This window comes from Kribbella sp. NPDC004138 (assembly GCF_053603655.1).
This window is the reverse complement of record NZ_JBSGFZ010000003.1, coordinates 361,841-378,265: the sequence shown is the minus strand read 5'-3', so window position 1 is coordinate 378,265 and position 16,425 is coordinate 361,841. Positions and strand designations below refer to the sequence as shown.

The following is a 16,425-nucleotide window of genomic DNA, read 5'->3' as shown; positions in this document are numbered from 1 at the left end:
GGTGGTTGGGTGGCTGATCCGTCCTCCTACCGTCCCGCTCCGGGATCGATCCCCGACTCGCCTGGCGTCTACCGCTTCAGCGACTCCGCCGGGCGGGTGATCTACGTCGGCAAGGCGAAGAACCTGCGGGCCCGGCTGTCGTCGTACTTCCAGGATCTGGTGAACCTGCATCCGCGCACCCAGGCGATGGTGACGACGGCCTCGAAGGTCGAGTGGACGGTGGTCGCCACCGAGGTCGAGTCGCTGCAGCTGGAGTATTCCTGGATCAAGGAGTACGACCCGCGCTTCAACGTGAAGTACCGCGACGACAAGTCGTACCCGTGGCTCGCGATCACCCTCAACGAGGAGTATCCGCGGGTGATGGTCGGCCGCGGCCAGAAGAAGAAGGGCGTGCGGTACTTCGGTCCGTACAGTCACGCGTGGGCGATCCGGGAGACCGTCGACCTGCTGCTCCGGGTCTTCCCGATGCGCTCGTGCAGCAAGGGCGTGTTCAACCGGCACCGCCAGATCGGCCGGCCCTGCCTGCTCGGGTACATCGGCAAGTGCGCCGCCCCCTGCACCGGTCAGGTGACCCAGGAGGAGCACCGGCAGATCGTCGACGACTTCGCCGCGTTCCTCTCCGGCCAGACCGCGACGTACGTGCGCCGGCTGCAGAAGGAGATGCAGGCCGCGGCCGCCGAGCTGGAGTACGAGCGGGCCGCGAAGATCCGCGACGACCTGGCCGCGCTGGAGAAGGCCCTGGCGAAGAACGCGGTGGTCCTCGGCGACGGCACCGACACCGACGTGATCGCGCTCAGCGAGGACCCGCTCGAGGTCGCGGTGCAGATCTTCTACGTCCGCGGCGGGCGGATCCGCGGTGAGCGCGGCTGGATCGCCGACAAGGCGGACGGTACGGCGACCACCGCCGACCTGGTCTCGCAGTTCATCCAGCAGACGTACGCCGGCGACTCGGGCGACACGATCCCGCGGGAGATCCTGGTCCCGACGATGCCCGACGACGCGGACGCGCTGACGGCCTGGCTGGAGGAGCTGCGCGGCGCGCGGGTGTCGATCCGGGTCCCGCAGCGCGGCGACAAGAAGGCGCTGATGGAGACCGTCGAGCGCAACGCGCTGCAGACGCTGACGATGCACAAGACCAAGCGCGCCAGCGACCTGACCACGCGTAACCAGGCGCTGGAGGAGATCCAGGCCGCGCTCGACCTGCCCGAGGCGCCGCTGCGGCTGGAGTGCTACGACGTCTCGAACCTGCAGGGCACCGAGGTGGTCGCCTCGATGGTGGTGTTCGAGGACGGCCTGCCGCGCAAGAGCGAGTACCGGCGGTTCGTGATCAAGGGCGTCGACGGGCAGAACGACGTGGCCTCGATCGCCGAGGTCCTGACCCGTCGCTTCAAGCGCCTCCTGGACGAGCGCGCGACCATGACCGAGGACGAGGACCCGAACGCGGCGCTCATCGACCCGGAGACCGGGCGGGCCAAGAAGTTCGCCTACGCACCGGGCCTGGTGGTCGTCGACGGCGGTCCGCCGCAGGTGGCGGCGGCCCGTCAGGCGATGGACGAGATCGGCGTCGGCGACATCCCGGTCGTCGGCCTGGCCAAGCGCCTGGAGGAGGTGTGGGTGCCCGACGAGGAGGACCCGGTCATCTTCTCCCGGACGTCGGAGGGCCTGTACCTGCTGCAGCGCCTCCGCGACGAAGCGCACCGGTTCGCGATCACGCACCACCGCAACCGGCGGTCGAAGTCGATGGTCGAGAGCACTCTCGACGAGGTTCCGGGACTGGGCGAGGTGCGGCGGAAGACGCTGCTGCGGCACTTCGGGTCGCTCAAGAAGCTGCGCGCCGCCACCGTCGACGAGGTCGCGGACCTGCCCGGTTTCGGGCCGCGGCTGGCGGAGTCCGTCGTACTGGCGGTTAACGCTGCTGCAACGAAGGCGGAAACCGGCCGGGCCCCGTCGGTCAACACGGCGACAGGCGAGATACTGGGCGACGACGTCCCGGCGCCGGCCGGGGCGCCCGACGGGGATCCAGGGAGAACTGAGAACTGATGGACGACACGGGCGGCAACCTGATCATCGTGTCCGGGATGTCGGGCGCGGGACGGAGTTCGGTCGCCGACGTACTGGAGGACCTCGGCTGGTTCGTGGTGGACAACCTGCCGCCGATGTTCCTGACCACCATCGTCGAGCAGGTCGTCGGGACCGGCGCGGCACCGCGGCTCGCGGTCGTCGTCGACGTCCGGACCGGCCTGTTCTTCGACGAACTGAGCTCGGCGATCCACGACCTGCGGCTCAAGGGGTACCGGCCGCTGACGTTGTTCCTTGAGGCGTCCGACGACGTGATCGTGCGCCGGCAGGAGAGCGTCCGCCGGCCGCACCCGCTGCAGGGCGAGGGCCGGCTGCTGGACGGCATCCAGCGCGAGCGGGAACTGCTCGGCGACATCCGGGCCGGCGCCGACCTGGTGATCGACACCTCGAGCCTGAACATCCACCAGCTCGCCGCGAAGATCGTGAACGCCTTCGGCGACGAGGAGAACGCCGAGCTCCGGGCGACCGTGGTGTCGTTCGGGTTCAAGTACGGCATCCCGGTGGACGCCGACGTGGTCGCCGACATGCGCTTCATCCCGAACCCGTACTGGCAGCCCGACCTGCGCCCGATGACGGGGCAGGACCAGCCTGTGTCAGACTTCGTGCTCGGCCATCCGCTGGCCCAGCAGTTCCTGCAGAACTACGTGGACGTGCTGGACACCCTGCGGACCGGCTACCTGAACGAGGGCAAGCGCTTCGTCACCGTCGCGATCGGCTGCACCGGGGGTAAGCACCGCAGTGTCGCGATGGCCGAGGAGATCGCCCGGAGGCTGCGCGAGAGAGGGTCACCGACGTTGGTCGTGCACCGGGATCTGGGGCGTGAGTGACGAGATCGACCAAGGTTGTCGCATTAGGCGGGGGACACGGCTTGGCGGCGTCCCTGTCCGCACTTCGCCATGTCACCGACCAGCTGACCGCGGTCGTCACCGTCGCGGACAACGGCGGGTCGTCGGGCCGGTTGCGCCAGGAGCTGGGGGTGCTGCCGCCGGGTGACCTGCGGATGGCCCTGGCCGCGCTGTGCCGCGACGACGAATGGGGCCGCACGTGGGCCGACGTACTGCAGCATCGCTTCCGCAGCAACGGTGAGCTGCACGACCACGCGGTCGGCAATCTGCTGATCGTCGCGCTGTGGGAGCTGCTCGGCGAAGCGGTCGACGGACTCGACTGGGTCGCGCGGCTGCTCGGTGCGCAGGGCCGGGTGCTGCCGATGTCCGCCGTACCGCTGGACATCAAGGCCCGCGTGCTCGGGCTGGACCCGGCGCATCCGGAGGGGATCACGGAGATCCGCGGCCAGGCCGAGGTGGCCTCGACCGAGGGACACGTGGTCGACGTGGCCCTCGACCCGGCCGACCCGCCGGCCTGTCCGGAGGCCCTGGTCGCGGTCGCGGAAGCCGACTGGGTCGTGGTCGGGCCGGGGTCGTGGTTCACCTCCGTCATCCCGAACCTGCTGGTCCCCGAGCTGTGCCGGGGTCTCGAGCAGACCAGCGCCCGCCGGCTGCTCACCCTGAACCTGGGGGAGCAGAAGGGGGAGACGGACGGGTTCTCGCCGGAGACGCACCTCGAGGTGCTGGCCGGGCACGCGCCGGATCTGCGGATCGACGTCGTGCTCGCCGACATCGGTCACGTGCCCGACCCCGAGTCGCTGCGCCGCACGGCGCAGTCCCTCGGGGCCGAGCTGGTGATCGCGGACATCGCCGACGAAGAGCGCGACCTGCACCACGCGCCGGACAAGCTCGCGAAGGTGTACCGGGAGATCTTCGGCTAGGCCGGACCGCGGGAGCCGCTCCGCGAGGACGGAGCTCGCCGTGAAGTACGGCGACCGCATCGCCTACGCGCGCATGAGGAGCAGCACCTCTGAAGGCAGGCTGGGGTCGTCGAGACGGGCGTCGAGGCAGGTGAGGCTGCTGTGGAGTCCCCGAAGGCTTTGTGCGATCGCGGCGTCGGTGAATCTGTCCGCGACGCAGGCCGCTGCGAGCAGGCCGAGCCGAATCGCCGGGCTGCTGGTGTACGGCGCATCGGGGTGGTGGACCGTCGTCGCGATCATGGACGCGGACACGACCACGATCCGCCGGGCCAGGATCCGCCAGCATCGCTCGTCGCGGTCCGCGTCGGCTCCCGCGAAAGCCGACCCGCTGCTCCAGGTTGCCTTGAGCAACAACGGCTCGAGCCGGCGCAGGACACCTTCGACCTCATCGGGAATGGCCGGCGTCAGTTCGCTCGACGCCGCGAACAGGTCGACAAGGAACCGCTCGAACTGCACCCAGCCCTGGCTGTGGCGGTACTTCGTCTTGTGCGGCTCCCAGAGCGACAGCAGCAGGCTGAGCGCCACGACCGTGAGCTCGAACTGGTCGCGATGAATGCGCGAAGGGGCCCATTGCAGCACGGTTCGCCCCGCCGGTGCGGTGGTGGGCAGCGTCGCCGGATCCTGCAGTTCCTGGACCAGCATCGGCACGTCGTCGGAGATCAACGAGTGCGTCAAGATGATGTCGAGCGCCTGACTGATCGCTTCGTCGACGGCGCGCCCCCGACGGAGGGTACGCCGGAACTCGCGCACCAGCACGGGCGGGACAGGGAAGTCCGTGACCGCCGCCAAACCACCAGCCAGATCCCTGAGGCGGTCGAGCCGCCGGTGCAGGTCGCGATCCTGCGACAAGTCTCCGCCACGACTCCGCGCCAGCGCCCGATCGACGTGGATCGCGTCCTTGACCAGCGCCGGCGTCATGCTGTGGTTCAACAGATCGAGCCGGTCGAGAGTCGCCGTGAAGTCTCGGGTGCGTGCCCGCTCCAGATCCCGCTCGAGAGCAAGGCTCAGTACATAAGGAAGCGCACCGACGACGGAGCGCAGATCGCGCCGGATGGTCTCCGCGAGCAGGCCGTCGCTCGCGACGTACGGATGCGAGACCCCTGGTGGCACGAACAGCCGTGGTCCGGCGTATCCCTTCCGGGTGCGGATTCCGGGCAGCGGGGCCGCTCCCGCGGGCGGGTCCTCGGCGTACCACACGGTCCGGCGGGTCAGGTCGACGATGACGTCGGTGATCGGATCGGCGAGCTCGCGGCGTACCGGCAGCCGGTAGGCGGTGCCGTCGTCGAACAGACCGTTGACCCACCTGACGACCTTTTCGACCTCGGCGGCCGAGACCCCGACCGCCTCCGCATTGTCGTCCTTCGCGGGCTTGCGAACCGAACCGCCCGGATCGCCCGACAAGTCGACGTACAGGCGATACAGCGACAGCGGGAAAGGCTGCGCGCACGCCACAGCGCCATTGCTGAGGGTCACGGTGTGGCGAAGGGTGCGCGACGCGCGAACCGCGGCCATCAGCCGGCGATGCGCGTCGCGTGCCAGGACGTCGGATGCCGGCGGATCCGAGTACAGCATCGCGTCGAGGCGTTCGACGAGATCCACGTCGACCTCGCGGGCTTCGTCGGCACAGTCGAAGCCCAGCGCCAGTGCGCCGACCGTGCCTGACTTCAGGCACGCCTCGATGACGGGCGACGCGTCCGCGTTCGCCGCCCACAGGAGGATCGTCTCGCGCCACCAGGCGTTGTCGACCTTCGTCGCCAGAGCGTTCACCTCGGGATGATCACGGATCTCCGCGGCCGCGAGGTACTCCTGCAGGGTCTGATGCGCGAACGCGTACAGACCGACCTCGCGTTCGACGAACAGACCACTCGTGGTGAGCTCGGCCAGAAACACATCGGCCGTCGCGGCCCGCGGGATCCTCGTCAGCGTCGGCCCGACGATGTCACTCGCGGACTCCCGCGTCACGTCGCGGACCTCGCGGGTCATCATCGCCAGCGCCAGCTTGCGCACCACCTTGGCCCGCTGTTCGGCCTTCAGACCTGATCCCGCGGACAGGTGCTTGGCCGCCTGCCGCCGGTGCAGCAGCAGATCGCACATCTCGCCGTACAACGCCGACCGGCTGCCGGGCAGCGCGCCGCGGTACTTGTGGACGTTGGCGATCATCGTCAGCAGCATCGGGTTGGCCGCCAGGTCGTACAGAGCCGGCTGCAGGCGCATCCGGCGGAGGAGATCGGCGGCGTGATCCTTCGCGATCGCTCGGGTTCGCTCGCCGGTCTCGCCGGTGCTGCGGCACTCGATGGCGTAGTACCACCTGTGCACGAACCTGAAGATCTGGTCACTGGTGAACCGACGGACCTGCAGTACGTCGGCACCCCGGACCGGATTCGATTCATAGCCGTGCGGCCGCGACGTCAGGATGAAATGGTTCGCCGGATAGCGCGCGACCTGGTCCTGTACCCACGTGGATGTCAACTGCCGCTGTTCCTCGACCGCGACCTCGTCCAAACCGTCCAGCATGACGACACAACGGCCTTTCCTCAGGCCGCGCTCGAACCAGTCCGCCGTGACCGTACCTTTCAGCCAGGTAACGCTCGCGACCAGTTCGGGAATCGACACCCCGGGATCGCGGATGATCTCCTGGACATGGTCGCGCAGGTAAAGGATCACCGGCACCCCGCGTTTGTGGCCGCGCCGCTGTCCCAGTGTAATCGCCGTCCGGCGCAGCAGGGTCGTCTTACCCGAACCCGGGCCACCGATCACCGCGAAGACCCGCGGCTGACGGCTGTCCAGGAACGAATCCAGCGACCGGCGCTCGCCGGCCGGAGTCTCGGCTCCGACGAACGGCGCGTGCGTCGCCGTCTGCAACGGCGACGGCGCCAGGCTGACGTCGACATAGACATGCCGGAGCTGCAGCGAGAACTCTCCCTGGGTGGCCATGCCGAGCAATTCGACATCGCGCACGCTGGCGAGCAGTTGGCCCAGATAGCGCGCGCGGTAGCTCTTCAGGAACGCACTCACCCGCCGGTCGACCGCCGCGGCGGTCCGGGGAATCCACAAATCCCCGACCTCACTGCTCACCCGGAAGACGAATCGTACGACCGCGACCAGGAACCAATAGCCCATCAGAACGACGATGCTGACCACCGGATTCTGCTGAACCTTCGACCACAACCAGCCGCTGACAGCCACCGGTGGCCCGAAAGCCACCAGGATCGGAACGATCCTCGCCACGATCCCGGCGTCCGCGAAGTCCCCCGGCCGCTCGGCATTGTTCACCATTCGGCGCCCCCAACACCAGCTCCCCACCCCTGCAATTGCAGAGAGTACTGCATAAAACCGCTTAAGTGACACCTTTAACCACAAGAGAACTTCTCCGCCATTACTGAACGCTGGCGGCTCGATATTGGCAGAACGCCGCACATCCCCAGGTTTGCTGTGTTTCGAGCAGCGCCTGGTTGCCTTCCACAAGCACCAGCGAATGCCGACCGAAGACCTCTTTCGGAGAATTCGCCAGAGATTGATGTTGCCCGCAGCAAATAGACCTGGCCCGCTGTACGGGCGGTGACGGGTCCGGGCCGGCGGATCACGTCACCACGCGTTCAGCGGCTCAATGGCATCTTTCTGCAGGATCAGTGAAGACGCGCGTTTTTCCACCGTGGCAGGGATTTCCGCGCTGCTCGGCGACCAATGTGCGACGACTGGAACGACGACGGTGTGGCGAATGTCGCCGCCATTTGCCGGTGGCAAGCGATCCTCTGGACCAACCGCTGCCTGCCGAAGAGCCTGATCGACGACGAGCTCTAGTCGAAGTCGGCGTCGACGTCCTTCTTGGTGTCGTAGATCTGCTTGCCGCGCGCGTCGTACCCGCGGACCCGGACGCTCTGAATGTCCGAGTTCCCGCCGGTGAGGCCCCAGATGTAGAAGCCGTTCGAGATCAGCGCGCGGGTCGGGCCTTGTCCCGGCAGGTCGACGATGATCTGCGCGACGCCGTTAGGCACCATGGCGAACGTGCCGTCGTCTTTGAAGGTCCCGTTGGCCTGCACCGCACTCCGGGCGTAGTCGTACGAGCCGTTGGCCGTTGCCGCCAGCATGTGGCACCACGCGAGGACCCGCTTGTCCGGAGAGACAAGGACGGCGGTGAGCTTGTTGCCGGTACCGGTCTTGAGCGCGACCTGCCAGTCCTTCGTGACTGGGCCGGCCGCCTTGATCCGCGGGTCGGCCGGATGGCCCGCGCTGTCTTTGAAGTAGATGTCGTCCACCCCACGGCAGCGGGTGGTGATCTGCTCGTCGGTCAGCGCACTCACCAGCGGCGCGGGAGCGAGGGGCTTGCCGGTCTCCGGATCCTTCGTGAGCACGACCTGCGGCGTGATCGGGTCGGCGGTCCTGACGGTGACCGACGGGTCGACGGCCGGCATTGACGGGGGAGTGATCGGGGTCGGGACGTGTTCGTAGATCTTCGTGCCGCCGGCGTCGTAGCCGCGGATCCGGTCCACCGTGATCAGCTTGGCGTTCTCGCCGGGGTGGCCGAGGGTGAGGAAGCCATCAGTTCCCAGCAGGGCCTCACGAGGTCTGCTTTCACCAGCGAGGTCCACGAGCACCCGGGTGACACCGCGGACCGGAACGCGGAGGCCGTCCTGCGGCTGCATCTGATGCCGGATCTGACCCTTGGCCGAGATCGCGGCCGTGCGGGTGCGCCCGAAGGAGTCCGGCTTCTCCGGGCCGTCCATGGTGCAGGTCGACACGATCGACTGGTCGGGTGAGAGGAACAGGGCGTTCAGCACCGACCGATCGCCGCTCTTCACCACGATCTTCCAGCGGGCATCGACCGGCCCGGCCTTGTCCAGCGTCTTGCCGGGGTGGGCCTGGCTGAAGTGCTGGTACGCATGGTCGTACTTCGTGCAGCGGCTGAGGACCTCGGCGTCGGACAACGGGCTCACCGGCGGAGCCGGCACGACCGTCTTGCCGGTCTCGTCGTCGATGATCCGGCCGGTCTTCACGTCGATGGTGATGGTCTGGCCGTTCGGCGTACCCGCTGGTTCTGCGCTCTCCGGGCGCGTGGTGGACCACGCGGCGATCCCGCCGACGATCGCGGCGGTGGTGAGCACCGCCGTGGAGACGGTGGCGATCCGGCTCTTCCGGACCGAGCGCCGGCCGCGGACCAGGATCTCGTCGACGTCGGTGTGCAACGGCTGGTCGGTGTCGTCGGCGGCTGCTGCGAGCAGTCGTTCGAGGTCGGTGCTCATGGGGCGCTCCTTTCGGTCTGGTCGAGTAGGTCGCGCAGGCGGGCGAGGCCACGGGAGGACTGGCTCTTCACCCCGCCGACGCCGATGCCGAGGACTTCGGCGGTCTGTTCGAGGCTGAGGTCGGCGTAGTGCCGCAGTACGACGCACGCCCGCTGACTCGCCGGCAAGGAGGCGAGGGCCTGGACGACGAGCAGGCGGTCGTCGACCGACGTCGCGTGATCGGGCAGTGGTGCGGACGGCTCCTCGGTGTCGGCGAGGCGTTCGCGCCGCCAGGGCTTCCTGGCCTGGTCGAACACGGCCGTCACCAGGCATTGGTGCGCATAGCTGTTGAGCCCCTGGGTCCGGTCGATCCGGGTCCAGCGGCGGTAGATCTTGACCAGCGCGTCCTGAGCCGCGTCCTCGGCCCGATGCCAGTCACCGCACATCAGGTACGCCGTACGTCGTAACCGGCGCAGCATGATGGCGGCGAACTCGGTGAACTCGGCTTCGTCACGTGCGTGCATACCCCTCCGTTCCACAGTGTTGCCGAGGGAACGCAGCCAATGCTGCCGAAGGTTGCAGACTTCGTAACGGGCGGCCGGTCGCGGCGTTGGAAGGGGTGTGACCCACCGAGGGTCTTTGACATGGGTGGGAGGATGCCTTCTATGGCGATGACTGCACAGGTGAAGTCCGAGCTGACCAGCATCCAGGTCACGAAACCCTGTTGCCGCAAGGCCGAGGTGTCGTCCATATTGCGGTTCGCGGGCGGGCTGCACCTGGTGTCGGGGCGGATCGTCGTGGAGGCCGAGTTGGACAGCGGCGCCGCGGCCCGGCGGCTGCGCAAGGACATCGCCGAGATCTTCGGCCACCCGTCCGACGTAGTGGTGATCTCGCCGTCCGGTATCCGCAAGCAGACGAAGTACGTCGTTCGCGTGGTCCGGGACGGTGACGCGCTCGCGCGACAGACCGGTCTGGTCGACAACCGGGGCCGTCCGGTCCGCGGTCTCCCGCCGGCGGTCGTGTCCGGGGCTTCCTGTGACGCGGTGGCGGCCTGGCGGGGTGCGTTCCTGGCGCACGGTTCGCTGACCGAGCCCGGCCGGTCGTCCTCGCTCGAGGTGACCTGCCCGGGGCCGGAGGCGGCCCTCGCGCTGGTCGGTGCGGCGCGGCGGCTCGGCATCGGTTCGAAGGCCCGTGAGGTGCGCAACGTCGATCGCGTGGTGATCCGCGACGGCGACGCGATCGGCGCCCTGCTGACCCGGCTCGGCGCGCACGAGTCGGTGCTGGCCTGGGAGGAGCGCCGGATGCGCCGCGAGGTCCGCGCGACCGCGAACCGGCTGGCCAACTTCGACGACGCGAACCTGCGCCGTTCGGCCCGCGCGGCGGTGGCGGCGGGTGCTCGCGTGGAGCGGGCGCTGGAGATCCTCGGCGACGACGTGCCGGACCACCTGCAGGTGGCGGGCAAGCTGCGGCTGGAGCACAAGCAGGCCAGCCTCGAGGAGCTCGGCCAGCTGCACGAGCCGGCCCTCACCAAGGACGCCGTGGCCGGCCGGATCCGCCGGTTGCTCGCGATGGCCGACAAGCGCGCCAGCGACCTCGGCATCCCGAACACCGAGGCCAACCTGACCCCGGAGATGCTCGACCCGGCCTGACCGGCAGCGACTTCCCGCACGAACCAGCGGCCCCGGAACTCGTTTCCGGGGCCGCTGCCGTCGGCGCGGGGTGACCGGCCCGGCGTCGAAGGATTACCCGGGACTTCGGGGTTTTCGACGCCGATCGGTTCCTTTTGGCGGACGGCTCGCACAGGGTGTGCGTGCCCATTCGCGCACGACCTTGTCCCGGTGCGTGCGCGTCTTCCGCCCAAGGGAGTTCCCATGAAGCGCATCCATCGCGCCGGTCTCGCCGCGACGGCGATCGCCGGCCTGGCCGTCGCCTCCATCACCGCCACCGTCCAGGCCGCCCAGCCCGGCAGCGGCCCCGCCGCGTCGCCGGTCGCGGCCGCCCGCGCCAACGCCGCGCAGCTCGGCCTCGGCGACGGCGGCGACCTGGTCGTCCGCGATGTCGTCACGGACGCGGACGGCAGCAGCCACGTCCGGTTCGACCGCACGTACCAGGGTCTGCCCGTCGTCGGCGGCGATGTCGTCGTCCACCAGGACAAGGCGGGCAAGGCCCGTTCGTCCACCGGTGGGATCGGCAAGCTCAGCCTGTCGACGAAGCCGGCTGTGTCCGCCGCGACCGCGTTCGCAGCCGCCAAGACCAAGGGCAGCAAGCAGCAGCTCGTCGTCTTCGTGACGAACGCCGGCCAGTCCAAGCTCGCCTACAAGGTCGTCAGCGAGGGCCGCAAGGCCAACGGTGAGCCGACCGGCACCGAGACGTACGTCGACGCGCAGACCGGCAAGGTCCTCGACAGCTGGACGACCGTCAACGACGACCTCGGCAGCGGCACCGGCCTGTACGTCGGCACCGTCGGACTCGACACCACCAAGTCCGGCACCAGCTGGACTATGGTCGACCCGGTCCGCGGCGGCAACTCGACGTACAACGCCGGCACGCTCTACTCCGACGCGGACAACGTGTGGGGGACCGGCAGCAACTCCAACGCCCAGACCGCCGGCGTCGACGCGCACTACGGCATCGCGGAGACCTGGGACTACTACAAGAACGTGCACGGCCGCAACGGCATCGCCAACGACGGTCAGGGCGCGAAGTCGTACGTTCACGACGGCGCGTACGTGAACGCGTCCTGGAGCGACTCCTGCTTCTGCATGCGGTACGGCGACGGCGACGCGAGCCAGGGCATCGGCCCGCTGGTCGAGCTGGACATCGCCGGCCACGAGATGAGCCACGGTGTCACCAGCCGCTCGGCCGGCCTGCGCTACAGCGGCGAGTCCGGTGGTCTGAACGAGTCCACCTCGGACATCTTCGGTACGGCGGTCGAGTGGTACGCCGCCAACAGCCAGGACACCCCGGACTACGTGATGGGTGAGGAGATCTTCACCGACTACAACCCGGCGGTGAACTACATCCGGCGGATGGACAAGCCGTCGATGGACGGGGCCAGCGCGGACGCGTGGTCGAAGAGCGTCGGCCGGCTGAACGTGCACTACTCGTCCGGTGTCGGCAACCACTTCTTCTACCTGCTGTCCGAGGGCAGCGGCGCGAAGACGATCAACGGCGTCGCGTACAACAGCCCGACCGCGGGCGGCGTCACGGTCACCGGGATCGGCATCACCAAGGCCGAGAAGATCTGGTACCGCGCGCTGACGACGTACATGACGTCGCGGACCGACTACCACGGCGCCCGGACGGCGACGCTGAACGCCGCCACGGACCTGTACGGCGCGAGCAGCCCGGAGCGGGCCGCGGTCGACAAGGCGTGGGCCGCGGTGAACGTTCTGCCGTAACGGGATGAACATCTGATCGAGCGGCGGTTTCCGGAGAGACTTTCCGGAAATCGCCGTTCGTCGTACCAGCCAGTGGTCTGGTCTGAAGCAGTGAAAAACTACCGGTGGTCTCATCTGGACGCTACCAGTTGATCGAGTGGGCTGTTGGGCTAGTGTTCGGGCTGTAGCGGCAGTGCCAAAGCTAGTTCTGAGGAGACGCAGACCCGTGACCGTACGCGTAGGTATCAACGGCTTCGGCCGCATCGGCCGTAACTTCTTCCGCGCCGTGCAGGCGTCCGGTGCCGACATCGAGGTCGTCGCCGTCAACGACCTGACCGACAACCAGACCCTCGCTCACCTGCTGAAGTACGACTCGATCCTGGGCCGCTTCCCGGGTGAGGTCTCCGCCACCGACGACGACATCACCGTCGGCGGCAAGAGCTTCAAGGCGTTCGCCGAGCGCGACCCGGCCAACCTGAAGTGGTCGGACGTCGGCGCCGACGTGGTGATCGAGTCCACCGGCTTCTTCACCGACGCCTCCAAGGCCAAGACGCACGCCGACAACGGCGCCAAGAAGGTCATCATCTCCGCCCCGGCGAAGAACGAGGACCTCACCGTGGTGATGGGCGTGAACCACGACCTGTACGACGCCGAGAAGCACACCGTGATCTCGAACGCGTCCTGCACCACGAACTGCATCGCCCCGCTGGCCAAGGTTCTGAACGACGCGTTCACGATCGAGAAGGGTCTGATGACCACGATCCACGCGTACACCCAGGACCAGAACCTGCAGGACGGCCCGCACAAGGACCTGCGGCGCGCCCGCGCCGCCGCGCTGAACATCGTCCCGACCTCGACCGGCGCCGCGAAGGCGATCGGCCTGGTGCTGCCGGAGCTCAAGGGCAAGCTGGACGGCTACGCGCTGCGGGTGCCGGTCCCGACCGGCTCGGCCACCGACCTGACCGTCGAGGTCGGCCGCGAGGTCACCGTCGAAGAGGTCAAGGAGGCCTACAAGGCCGCCGCGGCCGAGGGCTCGCTGAAAGGCTACCTGACCTACACCGAGGACGAGATCGTCTCGAGCGACATCGTCACCGACCCGGCGTCCTGCATCTTCGACGCGGGCCTGACCAAGGTGATCGGCAACCAGGTCAAGGTCGTCGGCTGGTACGACAACGAGTGGGGCTACTCGAACCGCCTGGTCGACCTGGTCAACCACGTCGGCGCCTCGCTCTGACGTTCCGTTCCGGTGCTTGCGTCCGAAGGTGACCCTGGTGTCCTCCTTCGGGCGCAAGCCTGTTTCTCCTGAGGATCTGACACTGTGAAGACCATCGAAGATCTCGGCGACCTGGCCGGTCAGCGGGTGCTGGTCCGCTCCGACCTGAACGTGCCGATCAAGGGCGAGGTGATCGGCGACGACGGCCGGATCCGCGCCTCGCTGCCGACGCTGATCACGCTCGCGAAGGCCGGCGCGAAGGTGATCGTCACCGCGCACCTGGGCCGTCCGAAGGGCGAGCCGAAGCCGGAGTTCACGCTGGCCCCGGTCGCGAAGCGGCTCGGCGAGCTGCTCCAGCCCGAGGGCATCACCGTGCGGTTCGCCGGTGACGTGACCGGCGACGCCGCGCAGGCCGCCGTACAGGACCTGGACGAGGGCGAGGTCCTGCTGCTCGAGAACGTCCGCTACGACCCGCGCGAGGAGAGCAAGGACGAGGCGCAGCGCGAGGCGCTGGCCGAGGAGCTCGCCGCGCTCGCGGACGTGTTCGTCAGCGACGGCTTCGGTGTCGTGCACCGCAAGCAGGCCAGCGTGTACGACGTGGCGCGCAAGCTGCCGCACGCCGCCGGCGGGCTGGTGCTCGCCGAGGTCGACGTCCTGAAGAAGCTGACCGAGGACCCGGCGCGGCCGTACGTCGTCGTGCTCGGCGGCGCCAAGGTGTCGGACAAGCTCGCGGTGATCGACAACCTGCTCGCCAAGGCCGACAAGCTGCTGATCGGCGGCGGCATGGTCTTCACGTTCCTGAAGGCGCAGGGCCACGAGGTCGGCAAGAGCCTGCTCGAAGAGGACCAGCTGGACGTCGTCCGCGGGTACCTCAAGGAGGCCGGCGACAAGATCGTGCTGCCGACCGACATCGTGGTCGCGCCCGAGTTCAAGGCCGACTCGCCGGCCACCGTGGTGGCCGCCGACGCGATTCCCGCCGACCAGCTCGGCCTGGACATCGGCCCGGAGTCCGGCACGGCGTTCGCCGCCGAGATCGCCGGCGCGCACACCGTGTTCTGGAACGGCCCGATGGGCGTCTTCGAGATGGCGCCGTTCGCCGGCGGAACCAAGGCCGTCGCGCAGGCGTTGACCGGGGTGGACGGCCTGAGTGTCGTCGGCGGCGGTGACTCCGCGGCCGCCGTCCGGCAGCTAGGCTTCGCCGACGAGGCGTTCGGCCACATCTCCACCGGTGGCGGTGCGTCGCTCGAATACCTGGAGGGCAAGGAGCTCCCGGGTCTCGCGGTACTGGAAGAGGACTGAAACCGATGGCCGACAGCGCCCGTACGCCGTTGATGGCGGGCAACTGGAAGATGAACCTCAACCATGTCGAGGCCGTGCACCTGCTGCAGAAGCTGAGCTGGACGCTGCAGGACAAGAAGCACGACTTCGACCGGGTCGAGGTGGCGGTGCTGCCGCCGTTCACCGACATCCGCAGCGTGCAGACGCTGGTCGACGGTGACCGGATGAAGATCAGGTACGGCGCCCAGGACGTGTCCACGCACGACTCCGGGGCGTACACCGGCGAGATCTCGGCGGCGATGCTCACCAAGCTCGGCTGCACGTACGTGCTGACCGGGCACTCCGAGCGCCGGCAGTACCACAACGAGACCGACGAGCTGGTCAACGCCAAGACCACGAAGGCGCTCGAGGCGGGCCTGACCCCGATCATGTGCGTCGGCGAGGGCCTGGAGATCCGGAAGGCCGACGGGCACGTCGCGCACTGCCTGGGTCAGGTCGACGCCGGTCTGGCCGGGCTGAAGCAGGACGACGTCCGCAAGGTCGTGATCGCGTACGAGCCGGTCTGGGCGATCGGCACCGGCGAGGTCGCGACGCCGGAGGACGCGCAGGAGGTGATCGCCGCGATCCGGGGCCGGATCGAGGAGACGATCTCACCCTCGGTGGCCGACTCGGTACGGATTCTTTACGGCGGATCGGTGAAGATGGCCAGTGCAGGTGGCATCATGGCCCAACCGGATGTCGACGGCTGCCTGGTCGGAGGTGCGAGCCTCCAGGTGGACGAGTTCGCCGGCATCTGCCGTTACCTGGACCTTCAGTTAGGCTACTCCTCGTGATTCTCGCTTTCTCGATCGTCGTGATCGTCTGCAGCCTGTTCCTGACGCTGCTGGTGCTGCTGCACAAAGGCCGCGGTGGCGGCCTCTCGGACCTCTTCGGTGGCGGTGTGTCGTCCAGCCTGGGCGGCTCGTCGGTCGCCGAGCGGAACCTGGACCGGATCACCATCGGTGTCGGTCTGATCTGGTTCGCCGCCATCGTCGCGCTCGGCCTGCTCTACAAGCTCGGCTGAGGGGGAGTAGGTTCCCGTGGCTGGTGGTGGCAGTGCGATTCGTGGCAGCCGGGTCGGCGCCGGACCGATGGGCGAGGCGGAGCGCGGCGACACCGCGCCCCGGCAGCGCATCGTGTTCTTCTGTGCGAACGGCCACGAGACCGCGACCTGGTTCGCGGTCGAGGCGGCCATCCCGGAGGAGTGGGATTGTCCGCGGTGCGGTCTGCCGACCAGCACCGATGTGAACAACCCGCCTCCGCCGCCGAAGATCGAGCCCTACAAGACGCACCTGGCCTACGTGAAGGAGCGCCGCTCCGAGCAGGAGGCCCAGGAGATCCTCGACGAGGCGCTGGAGAAGCTCCGCGCCCGCCGCGCCCGCGGCGAGGTCATCTTCTGACCAGTACGACGAG

The 16,425-nt window shown here is 68.5% G+C and carries 13 protein-coding genes; 10 read left to right on the top strand and 3 right to left on the bottom strand.

Annotated features, from left to right (window positions below; genetic code table 11):
* The first annotated feature begins 9 nt into the window (after positions 1 to 9).
* The 3 genes from uvrC to ACWEOO_RS05965 are packed head-to-tail and all read left to right on the top strand — an operon-like array spanning position 10 to position 3,844.
* A complete protein-coding gene (gene uvrC, locus ACWEOO_RS05975; RefSeq protein ID WP_452142016.1) occupies positions 10 to 2,040 on the top strand; it encodes an excinuclease ABC subunit UvrC in 2,031 nt (676 codons plus the stop codon).
* Positions 2,040 to 2,906, top strand: coding sequence for an RNase adapter RapZ (rapZ, locus tag ACWEOO_RS05970; RefSeq protein WP_359925042.1), 867 nt, complete (start codon positions 2,040 to 2,042; stop codon positions 2,904 to 2,906). Before uvrC ends, rapZ begins: the two co-directional genes overlap by 1 nt.
* Entirely contained in the window at positions 2,903 to 3,844 is a 942-nt protein-coding gene (locus tag ACWEOO_RS05965; protein WP_452142015.1) for a gluconeogenesis factor YvcK family protein, read from the top strand. The genes rapZ and ACWEOO_RS05965 overlap by 4 nt, the downstream gene beginning before the upstream one ends.
* A 63-nt stretch (positions 3,845 to 3,907) precedes the next feature.
* Here the strand turns inward: ACWEOO_RS05965 and ACWEOO_RS05960 are convergent, their stop codons facing one another.
* The 3 genes from ACWEOO_RS05960 to ACWEOO_RS05950 all read right to left on the bottom strand — a co-directional run bounded on the left by ACWEOO_RS05960 (position 3,908) and on the right by ACWEOO_RS05950 (position 9,626).
* The gene (locus ACWEOO_RS05960; RefSeq protein WP_452142014.1) at positions 3,908 to 7,159 is read right to left on the bottom strand and encodes an NACHT domain-containing protein; all 3,252 of its coding nucleotides are present in this window, start codon (positions 7,157 to 7,159) and stop codon (positions 3,908 to 3,910) included.
* Positions 7,160 to 7,680: 521 nt separating this feature from the next.
* Positions 7,681 to 9,123, bottom strand: coding sequence for a hypothetical protein (locus ACWEOO_RS05955; RefSeq protein ID WP_452142013.1), 1,443 nt, complete (start codon positions 9,121 to 9,123; stop codon positions 7,681 to 7,683).
* Positions 9,120 to 9,626 carry a SigE family RNA polymerase sigma factor gene (locus tag ACWEOO_RS05950; protein WP_359925052.1) on the bottom strand — a complete coding sequence of 169 codons (507 nt, stop codon included), beginning with the start codon at positions 9,624 to 9,626 and terminating at the stop codon, positions 9,120 to 9,122. The genes ACWEOO_RS05955 and ACWEOO_RS05950 overlap by 4 nt, the downstream gene beginning before the upstream one ends.
* Before the next feature lie 141 nt (positions 9,627 to 9,767).
* Between ACWEOO_RS05950 and whiA the strand changes: the two genes are divergently transcribed.
* The 7 genes from whiA to ACWEOO_RS05915 all read left to right on the top strand — a co-directional run bounded on the left by whiA (position 9,768) and on the right by ACWEOO_RS05915 (position 16,412).
* Positions 9,768 to 10,751, top strand: a complete 984-nt coding sequence (whiA, locus tag ACWEOO_RS05945) for a DNA-binding protein WhiA (RefSeq protein WP_141860534.1) — start codon at positions 9,768 to 9,770, stop codon at positions 10,749 to 10,751.
* A gap of 222 nt (positions 10,752 to 10,973) precedes the next feature.
* Positions 10,974 to 12,503 carry a M4 family metallopeptidase gene (locus ACWEOO_RS05940; RefSeq protein ID WP_452142012.1) on the top strand — a complete coding sequence of 510 codons (1,530 nt, stop codon included), beginning with the start codon at positions 10,974 to 10,976 and terminating at the stop codon, positions 12,501 to 12,503.
* A gap of 205 nt (positions 12,504 to 12,708) precedes the next feature.
* Entirely contained in the window at positions 12,709 to 13,716 is a 1,008-nt protein-coding gene (gap, locus tag ACWEOO_RS05935; RefSeq protein ID WP_452142011.1) for a type I glyceraldehyde-3-phosphate dehydrogenase, read from the top strand.
* Between the two features lie 84 nt (positions 13,717 to 13,800).
* Positions 13,801 to 14,994: a phosphoglycerate kinase gene (locus tag ACWEOO_RS05930; RefSeq protein WP_452142010.1), complete on the top strand. Its 1,194-nt coding sequence runs from the start codon at positions 13,801 to 13,803 to the stop codon at positions 14,992 to 14,994.
* A gap of 5 nt (positions 14,995 to 14,999) precedes the next feature.
* Entirely contained in the window at positions 15,000 to 15,806 is an 807-nt protein-coding gene (tpiA, locus tag ACWEOO_RS05925) for a triose-phosphate isomerase (protein WP_359925063.1), read from the top strand.
* Positions 15,803 to 16,036: a preprotein translocase subunit SecG gene (secG, locus tag ACWEOO_RS05920; protein WP_130385521.1), complete on the top strand. Its 234-nt coding sequence runs from the start codon at positions 15,803 to 15,805 to the stop codon at positions 16,034 to 16,036. Before tpiA ends, secG begins: the two co-directional genes overlap by 4 nt.
* Positions 16,037 to 16,052: 16 nt before the next feature.
* On the top strand, positions 16,053 to 16,412 hold the full coding sequence (locus tag ACWEOO_RS05915) for an RNA polymerase-binding protein RbpA (RefSeq protein WP_131296896.1): 360 nt from the start codon (positions 16,053 to 16,055) through the stop codon (positions 16,410 to 16,412).
* The last annotated feature ends 13 nt before the right edge of the window (positions 16,413 to 16,425 follow it).

Coding starts and splice junctions, on each gene's coding strand:
- ACWEOO_RS05950 (WP_359925052.1), bottom strand. CDS start 9,626: ATGCACGCACGTGACGAAGCCGAGTTCACCGAGTTCGCCGCCATCATG.
- tpiA (WP_359925063.1), top strand. CDS start 15,000: ATGGCCGACAGCGCCCGTACGCCGTTGATGGCGGGCAACTGGAAGATG.
- whiA (WP_141860534.1), top strand. CDS start 9,768: ATGGCGATGACTGCACAGGTGAAGTCCGAGCTGACCAGCATCCAGGTC.
- ACWEOO_RS05955 (WP_452142013.1), bottom strand. CDS start 9,123: ATGAGCACCGACCTCGAACGACTGCTCGCAGCAGCCGCCGACGACACC.
- ACWEOO_RS05960 (WP_452142014.1), bottom strand. CDS start 7,159: ATGGTGAACAATGCCGAGCGGCCGGGGGACTTCGCGGACGCCGGGATC.
- ACWEOO_RS05940 (WP_452142012.1), top strand. CDS start 10,974: ATGAAGCGCATCCATCGCGCCGGTCTCGCCGCGACGGCGATCGCCGGC.
- rapZ (WP_359925042.1), top strand. CDS start 2,040: ATGGACGACACGGGCGGCAACCTGATCATCGTGTCCGGGATGTCGGGC.